Annotated in this window: 11 protein-coding genes; 4 read left to right on the top strand and 7 right to left on the bottom strand. The window is 54.5% G+C overall.

All coding sequences use genetic code 11. From position 1 onward, the window contains the following. Positions 1-48: 48 nt before the first annotated feature. From groL to Pr1d_RS03515, 3 genes are all read right to left on the bottom strand, one after another. Entirely contained in the window at positions 49-1,668 is a 1,620-nt protein-coding gene (groL, locus tag Pr1d_RS03505) for a chaperonin GroEL (protein WP_148072229.1), read from the bottom strand. Positions 1,669-1,773: 105 nt separating this feature from the next. Continuing rightward, on the bottom strand, positions 1,774-2,094 hold the full coding sequence (locus tag Pr1d_RS03510; protein WP_148072230.1) for a co-chaperone GroES: 321 nt from the start codon (positions 2,092-2,094) through the stop codon (positions 1,774-1,776). 263 nt (positions 2,095-2,357) lie between these two features. Next, on the bottom strand, positions 2,358-2,576 hold the full coding sequence (locus Pr1d_RS03515) for a SlyX family protein (RefSeq protein WP_148072231.1): 219 nt from the start codon (positions 2,574-2,576) through the stop codon (positions 2,358-2,360). A 195-nt stretch (positions 2,577-2,771) separates the two neighbouring features. Between Pr1d_RS03515 and Pr1d_RS03520 the strand changes: the two genes are divergently transcribed. From Pr1d_RS03520 to Pr1d_RS03535, 4 genes are all read left to right on the top strand, one after another. Further along, the gene (locus Pr1d_RS03520) at positions 2,772-3,137 is read left to right on the top strand and encodes a 4a-hydroxytetrahydrobiopterin dehydratase (protein ID WP_148072232.1); all 366 of its coding nucleotides are present in this window, start codon (positions 2,772-2,774) and stop codon (positions 3,135-3,137) included. 2 nt (positions 3,138-3,139) lie between these two features. Next, positions 3,140-4,144, top strand: a complete 1,005-nt coding sequence (locus Pr1d_RS03525) for a YhdH/YhfP family quinone oxidoreductase (protein ID WP_148072233.1) — start codon at positions 3,140-3,142, stop codon at positions 4,142-4,144. Positions 4,145-4,376: 232 nt separating this feature from the next. Then, positions 4,377-5,375, top strand: a complete 999-nt coding sequence (locus tag Pr1d_RS03530) for a PstS family phosphate ABC transporter substrate-binding protein (RefSeq protein WP_148072234.1) — start codon at positions 4,377-4,379, stop codon at positions 5,373-5,375. Positions 5,376-5,443: 68 nt separating this feature from the next. After that, positions 5,444-6,733: a YbaY family lipoprotein gene (locus Pr1d_RS03535; RefSeq protein ID WP_168205034.1), complete on the top strand. Its 1,290-nt coding sequence runs from the start codon at positions 5,444-5,446 to the stop codon at positions 6,731-6,733. A 207-nt stretch (positions 6,734-6,940) separates the two neighbouring features. Here Pr1d_RS03535 and Pr1d_RS03540 read toward each other — a convergent pair whose 3' ends face one another. From Pr1d_RS03540 to Pr1d_RS03555, 4 genes are all read right to left on the bottom strand, one after another. Continuing rightward, entirely contained in the window at positions 6,941-11,212 is a 4,272-nt protein-coding gene (locus tag Pr1d_RS03540) for a hypothetical protein (protein ID WP_148072236.1), read from the bottom strand. A gap of 180 nt (positions 11,213-11,392) precedes the next feature. Then, positions 11,393-11,785, bottom strand: coding sequence for an FHA domain-containing protein (locus tag Pr1d_RS03545; protein WP_148072237.1), 393 nt, complete (start codon positions 11,783-11,785; stop codon positions 11,393-11,395). Positions 11,786-11,919: 134 nt separating this feature from the next. After that, entirely contained in the window at positions 11,920-12,636 is a 717-nt protein-coding gene (locus Pr1d_RS03550; RefSeq protein WP_148072238.1) for a formylglycine-generating enzyme family protein, read from the bottom strand. A 9-nt stretch (positions 12,637-12,645) separates the two neighbouring features. Then, a complete protein-coding gene (locus Pr1d_RS03555) occupies positions 12,646-14,811 on the bottom strand; it encodes a serine/threonine-protein kinase (RefSeq protein WP_148072239.1) in 2,166 nt (721 codons plus the stop codon).

Below are 14,811 nucleotides of genomic sequence, written 5' to 3' on the forward strand. Positions count from 1 at the left end.
TGAGCTAGTCGGGGTCGAGGACGACCCGGCTCGCTACTAACGACTTTCTCAATACATGTCGTCCATGCCGGGGCCGGCTGCGGCCTTCTTGTCCTTCTTGGGAGCCTCGGCAATCAAGGCATCCGAGGTTAGGAGCAAGGTCGAGACGCTGGCTGCGTTTTGCAGTGCGGTCCGGGTTACCTTGGTGGGGTCGATGACTCCGGCTTTGACCATGTCTTCGTAAACATCGGTCGCGGCGTTGTAGCCATTATTCCCCTTGGCTTCGGAAACCTTCTCGCAGACGATCCCACCATCTTGGCCGGCATTGGCTGCAATCGCAGTTAGCGGAGCACGGCAGGCACGCAGGACAATGTTGTAACCAACCTTTTGGTCGTGGCTAATATCACCGGGCTTCACCGAAGTGCTGGCCCGAAGGATTGCAACGCCACCACCGGGGAGAATGCCTTCTTCCACTGCAGCGCGGGTGGCGTGCAGGGCGTCTTCGACGCGGGCTTTCTTCTCTTTCATTTCGCTCTCGGTTGCGGCACCGACGTTGACCTTGGCCACGCCGCCGGCGAGTTTCGCCAGACGCTCTTCGAGCTTTTCCTTGTCGTAGTCACTGGAAGTATTGTCGATCTCACGGCGGATCTGCTCGATCCGGCCCTTGATCGCATCGCTCTTGCCAGCACCTTCGATCAGCGTGGTGTTGTCCTTGCCGACGATGACCTTCTTGGCACGACCGAGTTCCTTGAGGCCGATGCCTTCGAGCTTGATGCCCAGGTCTTCGAAGATTGCCTGACCACCGGTGAGGATAGCAATGTCTTCGAGCATCGCCTTGCGACGATCGCCGAAGCCAGGAGCTTTCACTGCACACACGTTGAACGTGCCACGCAAGCGGTTGATGACCAAGGTCGCGAGGGCTTCCCCTTCGATGTCTTCGGCGACGATCAACAACGGCTTGCCACTGTTGACGACGGCTTCAAGACAAGGAACCAAGTCCTTGACGTTGGTGATTTTCTTTTCGTGAACGAGCACGTAACAATCTTCCAGCACACACTCCATGCTGGCAGTATCGGTCACGAAGTATGGGGAGAGATAGCCACGGTCGAACTGCATGCCCTCGACCCATTCGACTTCGGTGGCGAGGCTCTTGCCTTCGTCGACGGTGATGACGCCGTCTTTGCCGACCTTTTCCATGGCCTTGGCGAGCATGTCGCCGATCTCGCGATCACCATTGGAGGCAACCGTACCGACCTGGGCCATTTCTTCGGAAGTCTTAATTTTGACGGCCATCTTCTTGAGTTCGGCGGTGATATCTTCGACCGCTTTCTCGATACCCTGCTTCATCTGCACGGGATTCACACCAGCCACAACAGCCTTGAGACCTTCGTTGAAAATGGCTTCGGCGAGAACGGTCGCGGTGGTAGTGCCATCGCCGGCGACATCACTCGTCTTGCTGGCGACTTCCTTGACCATTTGGGCACCCATGTTTTCGTAGGTATCCTCAAGTTCCACTTCCTTAGCAACGGTCACACCGTCTTTGGTGACGGTCGGTGATCCGAAGGATTTTTGAAGGATGACGTTGCGACCTTTAGGGCCGAGAGTAATTTTGACCGCGCGGGCCAGTTTGCCGACGCCGCGACGCATGGCATCGCGGGCTTCTTGATCAAAGGCGATCATTTTGGCCATGGTATGTTTCCTTTGTTTGTAGGTTGGTAGTTTGTTAGCCGCGACCAAACTTGGTCGCAGGGTCCCGGCGATCAAGTCTGATCGCGGTTAGGGTCAATGGGTTGGTCAGTCGATGACCGCGAGGATGTCGCTTTCGCTCATGAGGAGGAATTCCTCGTCGTCGATCGAGATGGTCTCGGGGGCGTAGCTGGTGAACAACACGCGGTCCCCTTTCTTGACTTGCATTTCGCCGCGACTGCCGTCGTCGAGCAACTTGCCCGTACCGATGGCGATAATGGTGCCGCGGGAAGGTTTGTCCTTGGCGCTGTCAGGAAGATAGATGCCGCCGCCTGTGACTTCCTGGGATTCATCACGGGAGACGACGACCTTGTCGCCGAGGGGTTGCAGGGTGACTTTGCTCTTCTTCTTGGTGGCGGTTGCTGCCATGTTGAAAGTACTCCGGTTTGTGAATTGAATAGTTGGAAAGTTGGTTGTATTGATTTCTAAAACCTGGGCGCAGAACGCCTCCTAAGGCTGCAGGTCGTAATTGCAACCAGCGCGCCAAAGCCAGTGTTTGTCGTAAGCGCTTATATATCAAAGCATTATGACAAAAGGCACTCTTGTCGCAGTCCTGCCATTTTTGGCGAAGTCTGCTTTGCGAGGCCGATTGAGGAGGTTTGCTGCTGCCATTTTGGCAGAAGCCTCGCCCCTCAATAATGCGGGGGCTTTTCGTGGGGAAGGTCTTCCCCCGTGCGATCGAGGAGCCCCTGTGCTAGGTTGGCCAACTTCGTTAACTCTCTTCGCTGACGCTCCAATTCGGCCTGCTGCAGAAGAATGACTTCGTTTAGTTCGTCAAGCTGCCGTTGCTGGAAGGTGAGTCTTTCTTCCAAGGTAACAAGCGTTGGGATTTTTTGTGAATCTTCAGCCATGGAGTTCAACGTAGGCTAGCGAGTATCGGTAAGCAAGGGTGCGATTTGACGGATTCCACCTCATACGGAGATAATCGATGTTAGGAGTCCTTTCTAGCCGTCGCCGGAAGGCGATGGTTGGTCGACCCCTTGCGCACCATCGCCTTTCGGCGACGGCTATTACAAAGATTAACTTCAACCTTCAGGAGGTTCATCATGGCTACGCAAACCGCCGAACAACTAACGAAGAAAAAATGCTTGCCCTGTGAAGGGGGCGTCGATCCCTATTCGCCAGACGAGGCGAAAGCCCAACTGTCCAATCACGAAGGTTGGTATCTCACTCACGAGGGTCAACGAATTCGCAAAGATTGGAAAGTGAAGAATTTTCTGGCAGGGATGGATTTCTTTCAGAAGTGCGCTGAGGTCGCTGAGGCAGATGGCCACCATCCCGACCTGCACATCGAAGGTTATCGCAACGTGTCGGTCGAGTTGTGGACCCATGCGATTGGAGGATTGTCAGAAAACGATTTTATTCTCGCGGCGAAGATAGACCAACTACCGATTGAATTAGCGAGCAAGTGACGATGCCCATGGAATCCTTTCCTGCTCTGATCGTTCGGCGTGAAGACAAGTCGGATGCAACGTTCGCGGTCGAGCAAATCACTCGCGCTGATTTGCCGGCCGGTGATGTCGTGATTGAAGTGGAGTATTCGTCGCTCAACTACAAAGACGCGCTCGCTTGCCACGCACATCCGGGAGTTGTGAGGCAGCTGCCGCACGTGCCGGGGATCGACTGTGCTGGGAAGGTCCTCGAATCGACCGTGGCAGATTTTTCGGTTGGTGACTCCGTTTTGGTCACAGGATATGATCTCGGCAGCGGCGCGTGGGGTGGCTACTCTGCTCAGGTTCGGGTACCGGCGGCGTGGGTCGTACCGATGCCGAAGTCGCTCACGCCTCGAACAGCGATGCTCTACGGTACGGCGGGGTTCACGGCTGCCCAGTGCGTGCACGCGATCCAACACCACGGCGTTGGTCTCAAGCGAGGGGAAGTAGTGGTTACTGGTGCCACAGGCGGAGTAGGTAGTATCGCGGTGGCTTTGCTGGCGAAGTTGGGATACCAGGTTGTCGCCGTCACAGGTAAACCGGAATTCAGCGAATTGCTGCAAGAACTGGGTGCCCAGCGAATCATTGGCCGAACGGAAGTTGACGACGAAAGCGAGAAACAACTGCTCCCCTCTCAATGGTCTGCCGCGGTGGATACGGTAGGAGGTAATACTCTGGCGACCCTGCTGCGATCGACTGCCTATCGGGGTTGCGTGGCTGCCTGCGGATTGGTTGGCGGGGACACTTTGCCGCTGACTGTCTATCCTTTCATTTTGCGGGGGGTGACGCTTTGCGGCATTGACTCAGCCAAATGTCCTCGAGAGCCCCGGATGGAAATCTGGGATCTACTCTCAGGAGAGTGGAATGTTGCAGAGAAGCTTGAGCCTCTGGCTCGGGAAGTATCTCTGAACGAGATTTCAACAGAAGTTGCGGCTATGCTCGCGGGGAAAAATCATGGGCGAATTCTCGTACGCCCGAGTGAGTGATTGACCACCCATAATAGCCGTCGGCGGAAGCCGATGGTGATTTCTTCTCTGCCGCGACCATCGGCTTCCGCCGACGGCTATTAGAACCTTGTGTTTTTTGAATGCTAGCACTCGATATTCTCGTCTTTACCACAAAATACGATTCGAATTACATTGGGCTCGACAGTTGCAAAATCGCAATTTGTAGGCGGCCCAGGATTCTTAAATCACACTGCACAGAAGGAGCTAGCAGATGCGTCACTTCGCTTCACCTTTCTCGTTTCTTGTCTTGGCACTCTTGACTGTTGGTCAATCGTTCGCTGAGACGCTCGATGTTCCCCTGTTGGATCCGAATTTGCCCTACTATCGCCCCGTAGAGAAACTCGCCGGCGAATTAAAGCTGGGGGGGTCGAATACGATGTCGCATGTCGCGAGTGGCTGGATCAATAGCTTCACTGAGTTGTATCCCGACGTGAATATTACGGTCGAGGTGAATGGTTCGCGCGAAGCCGTCGAGTCTGTACAAAAGGGCGATACGCATATCGGTCTCTTAAGTCGGACGATTTCTGCAGAGGAAGTCGAGTCTTTTCAGAATGAGCTCGGATACCCTCCTGTCGTACTCACACCATGCTTAGAACGGACAGCTATCTATGTCAATAAGAACAACCCGATCGAAGGCATGACGATCGCGCAACTAGACGCAGTCTTTGGTTCAGAGTGTAAGCGCGGTGCCAAAGGGCCTTGCCACACGTGGGGCCAGGTGGGTCTTACCGGAAAATGGGCCAAGATGCCGATCACCGTCCATGCACGCACGTTCGACACGGGATCGCAGGTCTTTATACAGGAAGCGGTGCTTTTAGGTGCTCCCATCCGTGAAGATATGATATCGCACAAATCGAACATCGAGATCGTTGATGCTGTGGCCAAGGATGAGGGGGGAGTAGGTTTTGGAGGTTTGTCGTATACAACTTCCGAAGTGAAAACCGTTCCGCTGGCCTTCACCGAAGGACAAGAGTTCGTCGCCATTGATTCCCCCGAAGCCGACATGGGAATGTACCCGCTCGTGCGACGTTTGCAATTGGTCGTGAAACACGATCCCAAGCAAGACATGAATCCAGTCGAACAAGAGTTCATTCGCTATGTGTTTAGCCGAATGGGCCAAGAGGATGTCCTCAAAGCAGGCTATCAAGCGATACCCGCCCGCCCAGCTCGAGTCGCGCTTGACGCGGTCGGACTGGGACTTTCTCGTTAGACACTTTTCCAAGAATACTAAACTCTATCAAACAATTTCAAATCATTTTCATGTGGGAAAGGATATCCATGAAAACAGTACAAAACGTATCTTGGACAGCTTGCAGTTCGCTCATGCTCTTGATCAGCGGCGAAGCAAGTGGCGTCGATACCAATCGCTTGTCGACCCATTCGCAATCTGCTCCATCGTGGACCAGCTCCATGAATAGTGCCTACAGCAATCCAGCCTATGGCTACGGTTCAGCTGCTATCGATCGTGATCGAACGGGCAGCATTACGCAGCCTCAGTGGAATGACCCAACGCGTCCTTCGTTTGATCCGCGACTGGCGCAACCACTAGACCCGATGTTCAATCCCAATCCCTATACCCCTTCGACGCCGCAGAAATGGCGACTGGGGATCTATCCAGAAAATTCAACCACCGGTGTCGTCGTCCGCGAAGTGATCCGCGGATCGGCAGCAGAACGGGCTGGATTAGAAGTGAACGATCGTGTGATCTCGATTCACGGCTACCAAGTGGGCTATGTCAATGGTGTGCTTTACGACATTGGTCAGGAACTAGAACGCCATGCTGATAGCAATGGCTGGGCGCAGATGCTCGTGCAGGATGGTCGCAACGGTAAGCTGATGAACTTGCCGATTAAACTTGATGGGCGAAATGAAGTGCTATCTGGCACGATTACCTACAATGATCGATCCTCCTTGCCGATCGATGCGGTTGCTGTGGTCGAGTTGCGAGAGGTAGTCCGCAGCGATATTCGGCCAATCACGATTGCGAAGCAGACCATTTCTGGAATTCGAACCGCACCAATTCAGTTCACCATCGACTACGATGGAACCCAGATCGACCCGCGTCGCAATTATGTACTCCATGCCTATATCGAATCACGAGGCAGCCAAATCTATCGAACGCGGAGTGATATGCCCGTCCTTGGTTCGAACCCAAGTAACAACGTACGACTTTTAGTTGAGTCCTCCTCGTATCCTGGTGGAATTAATACTCCCAGTCGTCAAGAACAATTGGCGCAGATTTCGCGATGGTTCCGCCAGTATCTGGGTCGCGAACCGCGGGCTCAAGAACTCTATGTGTGGGAAGCCCACCTGGCCCGTGGCGGCACACTTGCCGATGCCCAATTACAGATCTTGAGTACACCTGAATTCTACTATCAATCGCAAGCAAACGATGCTGAGTACGTCCGCCGAATGTTTGAAATGGTGACAAATCGAGAGCCTTCGCAGCAGGAAGTCTCCCAGTGGCTAGGCCGGCTGAACTACTACAATCGCATGCGACCAGATGTTGCTCGAGAATTCCTAGCCTCAGCAGCGACTGCCAATGCGAACCCGTCGGTTCGCTTTTGATCAAAGCAATCGAAATTGTTTAACGATCAAAAAACTTGCGGAACATGTAGCCTGTGAGCTGCCGGCCGGCGCGCGCGATGGAGGTGGTCAGTGGGATGTTTTTCGGACAGACGGCTACGCAGTTTTGGGCGTTGCCGCAGACTTGTAGACCCCCGGTAGAAGACAAAGATTCGGGCCGTTCGTCGGAGTAAATGTTCTCGAAGCGACTCAGCAATACCCGCGTCGAGTTGTTAGAACGAGACAAATCAGTGCAAGCACTATCCCGCTTGGTTCTGGCACGGCAGATAATCCTGCCGCCAGTAGTCCTGAGTCGCCGTAATTCGCTCTCCAGGCCACCAGGTCCGAAGCGCTCAAAGGACTTGGCGAGCCGCCCCGTTGCCACATGAGAAAGTCTCGTCCGTCCACGTCGCCGTCGAAATCGAAGTCACCCTCAAGCGCACTGATTAGGGCCACGTCGTTGCCATCACCGGCGGTGTAATCGATAAACAGATTGGTGCTGCCGTAGTTACCGACAAATGCACCCTGGCTCAATCCCGCGAACATGCCGGACAACGTTCCGTCGACGTTGACAATCTCGAAAGAGAGCCCCGGGCTGAGAGCAAAGCCGTTGATGAGAGACACGTCGAGCGCGCCTCCAAGATCCGCATCCCCGCTGACCAACAACTGGTCGAAGTCTGTGCCAGGCGAGAGTCCTCCGATTTCGATTTCCAAATCAGCCGCGTCGCTAAAGACCAGATCGCCGCCGAAGGCCATCAGCCCCGGGCTGTTGCCGGGCTTGAGGTCGCCTTCCATGATGACGGTTCCCAAGCCGCCGTCGCCGTTGCCGCTGTAACTGCCAAAGTAGACGGTAAAGCTATTGGCATTGGTGCGGATGGTGCCGTTGTTGACGACATCGTCGAAGAAAGTAGTCGTTCCGCCGGAGGAGCTGATCACCCCGCCGGCGTTATTAGTAACGTCGCCTAGGACGTTGGCCGTACCGCTGAAGGCCATCGTACCGTCGTTGGTGGTGCCGCCATCGGCGCGAAGGGACCCGTTGCCGACGACCAGGCCGCCCGCATCGTTGGTGAAGTCACTGGTGAAGTGGACCTGGCCGCCGAGCAGCGTGACCTGGCCTGCGTTGGAATTATTTGATCCGGTAAACCGCATCCGCTCACCGGCGATGGTCTCGACCTCGCCGCCGGCGCTGTTGACCAGCCCGACGATCAGCGTGCCGTCGCCATACAAAACCCCACTATTGGCCAGCGAGACATCGGTGATGTCCAGGTTTGAGCTTTGAAAAAGCGACAACGTCGAAACGTCCGAATAGTCGGTGTGAATGACACTACCGGCCAGCGAGCCGCTCACGGCGTTGATGGAAGCGTATTCCGCCAGGGACGTTTGTCCGAACTCGAACCGCCCGCCATCGAGATTGACCGTTCCAGCCGACCAGATCCGCGTCGTTCCGCCAACGGTCACCAGCCCGTTGTCCAGGATATTCAGGGTTCCACTTTGGCCCTCGGAGGTTTCCCGCCCCCCCACTGTCAAGTTTTGGGAGCTATTCCACTGCGAGCCAGACCCGGTAATGGTGGCAACACCTGTCTCAAAATACCCGATGAAGCTTTTACCTAGGCCAGTGACATTGACGACACCACCATCCTCCACGTTCAAGAACCCTGTTCCTTGTTCTCCCAAAACAAAATACTTCATATCCAACCGCGAACCAGTGCCGGTCACGTTGACCCATCCGGACGCAAGTGAATCTTCGCCAACATATACATCGCTCCTCGTGGCCACTCCGCCATTCCGCACGTTCAGAGTTCCAAAGCCATCTCCAGCGCCGACATAAAGATCTCTAATACCATCAAGCCGTGATCCACTCCCGTCAACGGTGAGGTAACCATTACTGGCGCCTTTTTCGCCAATATATGTGTTCCCCCCGTTCACCACACCACCATTCTCGATGTTCAGCGAGCCTTGGCCTTCTTCTGCAATATAAAGTTCAGAAGGATTATTCCATTGAGAGCCTGTTCCCGTTACGGTGACGACGCCCTTGGAACCAAATCCACTGGCGATTCTCCCGAGCCAACTTCTAACGTAACCGCCATTTTCGATATTCACCGTGCCGTTACCCTCCAGGCCAATGTGGAGTTCGCCCACGCTTGGAATATTCCACTGCGAGCCATTGCCAGTCACGGTGGCGATGCCTGTCGAACTCCCATTACGGCCGATGAGGGATGTTCCACTGGTGACCACGCCGCCATTAGCGATGTGCATTTCACCAGTGCCGCTGGTTCCCAGAAATAGATCGGAGGTGTTCAGTTTTGATCCGGCGCCGTCAACGTTGACGACCCCTACATTAGTAGACCCGACCGACACGCGATTACCGGAAGTGACTTCGCCGCCATCGAGAATGTTGAGCGTTCCGTTACCAGACAGGCCAACGTAGGTGTAATAAAACATGCTGTACTGCGACCCTGCACCTGAAACGGTAACGATTCCCGTGGATCCCCCAGATTTGCCAATTTCCCCGAAATTGCCAGTAGCCACGCCGCCGTCCGTGATGTCAAGCATCCCGTCTCCTTGCCCTCCCACGGTCAAGTTCCGTGTGTTGTTCCATCGCGAAAACGGCCCAGACACCGTTGCGGCTCCGACCGAGCCCGCTTCCTGTCCGACGTAGCTGTCCCACGCCGAAACGACACCCCCGGCCTCAACGCTGAGGGTACCCGTGCCATGGTAACCGACGCTCAATACCGAGCCTGTCATGTTCCACCGCGAGCCGCTTCCGCTCACGGAAACCGCGCCGGTTGAGTTTGCGAGACTGCCGATATAGGCTCGGTTGGAGTTCACGATTGCTCCGTCTTCTATGTTGAGGGTACCCTGACCCGCTTCGCCGACGGAGAATTTTTCGCCATTGTTATCCCACAGCGAGCCCGCGCCACTGACAGTCACGGTGCCGATCGAATTCGCGAGGTTCCCGATCCGGACATCGTTATTGACGACCATGCCGCCGGAAAGGACGTTCAAAGTCCCGTTGCCCGACTCGCCGACAAATAGTGCCCTGCCGTTGGTCCATTGCGAACCGGCACCGGTCACGGTGACCATGCCCGTCGAACTGGCACCACGACCGATGTAGCCGAATTGATTGCTGACGATTCCGGCATCCTCCACGTTCAGCGTCCCATCGCCGTTATAGCCCACCGACAGGTCGCCCGAATGGTTCCACTGCGAACCAGAGCCGTTTACGGTAGCGACACCCGTGGAATTGGAGACCCGGCCGATGCTGCCCTCCACATTGCTGACCACACCACCGGCCAGGATGTTCAACGTGCCGCCGCCCGATTCGCCCACATACAGATCTTGCGAGCTATTCCATTGCGAACCGATGCCGGTCACGGTGGCCAGTCCCGTCGAACCGGCGTTGCGACCAATGTAGCCAAACTGATTGCTCACGATTCCGGCAGCTTCCACGGTGAGCGTGCCATTGCCGCTTTTGCCCACAGTCAGATCGCCCGAATTATTCCATTGTGAGCCGAGGCCGTTAACCGTCGACAGACCTGTTGATGTTGGGGAATCGCCGATCCTGCCCTCCTCATTGCTGACCACACCACCGGCCAGGATGTTCAGCATACCCTCGCCGTCAAAACCCACGGAGAGAGTGCTCGTCACATTCCACTGCGAGGCGGTGCCGGTCACGGTCGTCATGCCTGTCCCATTGAGAAGGCCGAGGAAGCCTTGGCCACTGCTGACCAGGCCGCCGTCCTCCACCAGGAGCGAGCTGGCACCACCCTGGCCAATCGCCAGGTAGATCGCGTTGTTCCATTGCGAACCCGCGCCGGTAACCGTGGCAACACCATTCGATCCGTAATGCCCGATGTATCCGATGCTGGCATTGTTGATTATCGCGCCGGACTGCACGTTGAGCGTACCTTCAACATCGAATCCCAACCCGTCGATCGTCAGCAAGGATCCGGCCGCATGGGAACCGTCGAGCGTCAAGGTCGCCCCACCGAGAATTTGCGCACCTCCTATACTGTGCAAATGAAGACCCGCAGCGGTAAGCGTTGTGCCCACACCGGAAACTGAGAAATCAGAATAACTCCCCAGACCATTGATCGTGAGTTCGTACTGAGTTGAAGGGTTCGCGGAATCGTTCTGAAGGAATGTTATGTGGCCCTGATCGATGTCCAGAACCTTGATGGCTGGTGTGCTGGCGGCGGTATTCGCGTTCCACCAGACCTCGTAAGTGGCTGCCTGATCGAAATGGGCCGTATCGGTCGCGGCGGGCGCGACGGCGCCGAGCCAGTTGCCGGCGTCGTCGAACCAAGGGTCCGGCGTGCCGGTGATGTTGTCCCATTCGACGGCCTGGGATGACGGCGAGCCGAGAAATACTGCTGCACAAATCAACAGGGTGAAAAGTTGAGTGATTATCGTGGCTCCTGGCAAACAAGACCAAAGAAGCACGGAAACAGGACGTGTTTGAATCGAACCAGAGTGCTGCATCGTGATTTACTCTACAATTTGTGAATAATGACCGTAGTTGTTTGGGTTTTAGCACCGCCGCAACCCGACATTCCCTCTGAGTACTAATTTCCGAAACTTCCTCGCCATTAACAGCAAAACCAAAAGATTTCTGAGATTGCCGGTAAATCACTCAGAAAAAGCTAGCCAACCAGCAATACCCTACGAGTCGGCGCGGGTCCAGGTCCGACGCGTGCTTTCGCCGTAGTCGAAGTGCGGTGGTGGAACCGATGATGAGTGCTCCCGCTTGATTGGGACGTCGGTAATAGAAACCAGGAACTTGGTGTCCCCAGCTATTATGAAATCGTCCTGTTCGAGAAGTATTTCGTCGATGCGCTGGTCGTTGACGTAGGTGCCATGCCTACTATTCATGTCTCGCACTTGCCAGTTGCCTTGGGATCCGTCGATGAAGAAGTGCTCGCGTGACAGACGTAGATCGATCACAACAAAATCTGCCTGAGGCCCGCGGCCGATCAAACAAGTTTCGCAGCAGCCAACTGTCAACGAGCGACCCTGGTTGGGGCCGTTCATCACGGTGAGTTTTAACACCTTCATTTATTACCAAATTGCGTAGAATGTTCGGTCCGGAAACTACTTCCCTACCTAAACATTTCCGATCTCCGCAGATTTTTAACAGGGAATCTTGGAGAACCTGCGAGAATTCCGAGCAATTCCAGCAAACAGAGGCATTAGTTGTCCACGGCACGCGCAGGCCGCAATCCAACGGTGGGCTCCGCCTTGTGAGGATAGGTCCCTATCCTTCCTGCAGATCGATTTGCTTTGATTGTAAACTTGAATGAGGAACCACGAACGGAGACAAAGAGGTGACCGTTCATCGGTCTTTCCCCAGTACAAGGCAACATCGTTTTGGTGTAATTTTCGAACTCATCCCGGCACAGCTCCGCGACATTCCCGACAACGTCGTGAATTCCAAATGCATTCGCTTGGTAGATTCCAACGGGTGCGTGAGTGACATACCCATCATTAATCTGCATGTCGTAATCACCAAGTGGTAGCGTGGCATGATCGTAGGCAAACTGATCTGCGACATTTCCCGCATTGCCGAAGTCATCAACTCGATTCCCAAACCAATAGACAGAAGTAGTTCCCGCCCGGGCCGCATATTCCCATTGAGCTTCGGTAGGCAATCTGAGGTGAAGCCTGCGCTCGAGCACTTCCTTGGTATCATTCCAACTGACCGATTCGACGGGATGCTGTTCTGGAACAGGAATAGATTGGTCAGTTGCCTCGTTCGTTTCGTCGATGCCAAGATTACCTTTGAATAACCAAGACTCCTGGATCGAGGAAGGATTGTTCCCTGTACATCTGGCCCATTGCCCCTGTGTCATTTCGTATTTGGATAAGAAAAATGGTGCGAGAGTGACTTCTGCGATAGGGCTCTCCAGTGCACTAGCCTAGGGATCGACATTGGCAGGAATTTCAGCCTCGAGATGCTGTGCAATGCTATCTCGCAGAACCTCAAATCGCATCATGTCGCCGGAACCCAAGTCACTTACCAAGTTCTCCAAGTCCAGCTCAGCGAGGATTCGCCGACCGTTGATCGAGATCACTTGATCGCCTGGCAGCAAAGTCAGCTCAGAGGCAAAGGAATGGGGTTCCACATCGGAGATTACAAGATATTCTTCTTCTGTCGGTGCATTTGCTGAAAAATGAATTCCTAGCTCTAGCGGTGCGGCCCCCATGAGAAATGTACCGCCAGGTATCAAGACGAACACCAGCCCTGTATCGTCGTTGAGGAATAGCTTCCCCTCTCGACGAATAGGAATCGCACCGGTCTCAAGATGTGCGAACTCCCACAATCCAGAATCGGGATCGCGGCCAAGGGGAACCAGGCCGAGTTGAGGCTTAATGGTGAGTCCCTTGTACTGCGGACACTCTTCAGAATCAGCGATCGACTTACAGGCGTGATCCCACTCGAGCAGATAGTCATCGATCGTTCGCTGTTGAACTGTCCGCGCGAATTGTAGCCGCTTGCGGATGGATGCCAGAACACTGACCTGAGGGTCGTCGCTCTCGAGTGCATGGATGTCATTTACAAGCCGTGACAAAGTTTTGTGTTGCCAATGCAAGGCGGGGTCGTCAAACTGCCACGAGGATATTTTGCTGCCGGCATTTTGCGTGGAATACGATGAGGCTCGTTTGCGAAGGGCAGCCAGGTCTGTTTCATGCCCATGTAAGCGGGAGATAAGCCCCTCGGCGTCCTCGATCCACTGCTCGAACGCCTCGACGTTTTCAGGGGTAGCGGGCCACATTTGTTCAGCTTCGTTATTCAAATCTTCCACCCGCTGGCTGTCGGACAGTCGCGAAATCTCTTCCAACCGCATTGCTGCCAGCGTTGCATTGCGACGAATTAATTCGTTCTGCGCATGGAATTTCGCCGCGGCAAGCGACGACCCAATCGCAACTGCCGTCAATAAAATTCCAATCGCACTGAATGCCGCCGCCATGCCCTTATTGCGTTTTGACCAGCGGTACAAGAGTTCGACCACAGAGTGTCGCCGCGCCTTGATTGGTTCTTCATCCAGATATCGTCGCAAGTCATCTGCCATCTCTCGGGCAGTCGGATACCGACTATCAGGATCCTTGTCGATCGACTTCAGCACGATCGTCTCAAGATCCCGTGGAATGCGTCGATCAAGTGAGGAGGGTGGAGGTGGATCCGTCCTGTTGATTAAGTCGATCAGTTGTAGACGGTCAGGCGAGTCGAAAGCTGGCCGCTGCACAAGTAGTTCATACAAGGTCAAGCCCAAAGCATAAATATCGGCGCGCTCATCGCACTTCCCTTTAAATCTCTCTGGAGCCATATACCGTAGCGTGCCGAGAAAGTCACCCGTTCGAGTCATTCCCTCTTCTTCAGTTTTTGCCAAACCGAAATCAGTAACCCACACCACTCCTTGAGCATCAATCAGCAGATTGGCTGGTTTGATGTCGCGATGGATAATTCCTCGACCGTGTGCATAGTCTAATGCCTCGGCAACTTGCAACGAGGTGGCCGCAGCTAATTGCATAAACTCATCAGTACCACCCTTCCCGCGATTATGATTCAATTCATCGAGCACCAAGTCTAAACTTTTCCCATCGATCAACTGCATTGCATAAAAGAAGTAGTTTTTCGCTTCGCCTACCTCAAAGACCGGCACAATATTCGTGTGATGCATCTGAGCCGCCGCCCGTGCTTCTCTAAGAAACCGTGCCTGCACGACGTCACTGTCTCGTGCATTGCGAGGAAGAACTTTCAGTGCCACACGGCGTTTCAGCGACTCCTGCTCGGCCTCGTAAACCACCCCCATTCCACCCCGGCCAATTTCCCTGATAACGCGATAGTCGCCAATCGATTCAGGTGGGGGAAAGTGATCTAAAATCCCGCCGGGAGACGCCTGCGAGGAAGGTTGCATGGTTTCCACGAGTTCCAATGTCGGAAACAGATCCTTGATTTGGGTCGCCAGATGTGGATGAGAATTACAGTATTCCTCGATTGTCGGCCATTCTCCACGCTGTTTACGCTCGACAAACTCATTGACAAGCAGCCATAACGATTCATCCTCGAAATTGTGATCCAC

The organism is Bythopirellula goksoeyrii, from assembly GCF_008065115.1.
Taxonomy (GTDB): domain Bacteria; phylum Planctomycetota; class Planctomycetia; order Pirellulales; family Lacipirellulaceae; genus Bythopirellula; species Bythopirellula goksoeyrii.

Excerpts from the sequence above, each read along its gene's own strand:
- Pr1d_RS03535 (WP_168205034.1), top strand. The coding sequence starts at position 5,444 with ATGAAAACAGTACAAAACGTATCTTGGACAGCTTGCAGTTCGCTCATG.
- Pr1d_RS03525 (WP_148072233.1), top strand. The coding sequence starts at position 3,140 with ATGCCCATGGAATCCTTTCCTGCTCTGATCGTTCGGCGTGAAGACAAG.
- Pr1d_RS03520 (WP_148072232.1), top strand. The coding sequence starts at position 2,772 with ATGGCTACGCAAACCGCCGAACAACTAACGAAGAAAAAATGCTTGCCC.
- Pr1d_RS03545 (WP_148072237.1), bottom strand. The coding sequence starts at position 11,785 with ATGAAGGTGTTAAAACTCACCGTGATGAACGGCCCCAACCAGGGTCGC.
- Pr1d_RS03510 (WP_148072230.1), bottom strand. The coding sequence starts at position 2,094 with ATGGCAGCAACCGCCACCAAGAAGAAGAGCAAAGTCACCCTGCAACCC.
- groL (WP_148072229.1), bottom strand. The coding sequence starts at position 1,668 with ATGGCCAAAATGATCGCCTTTGATCAAGAAGCCCGCGATGCCATGCGT.
- Pr1d_RS03540 (WP_148072236.1), bottom strand. The coding sequence starts at position 11,212 with ATGCAGCACTCTGGTTCGATTCAAACACGTCCTGTTTCCGTGCTTCTT.
- Pr1d_RS03530 (WP_148072234.1), top strand. The coding sequence starts at position 4,377 with ATGCGTCACTTCGCTTCACCTTTCTCGTTTCTTGTCTTGGCACTCTTG.
- Pr1d_RS03515 (WP_148072231.1), bottom strand. The coding sequence starts at position 2,576 with ATGGCTGAAGATTCACAAAAAATCCCAACGCTTGTTACCTTGGAAGAA.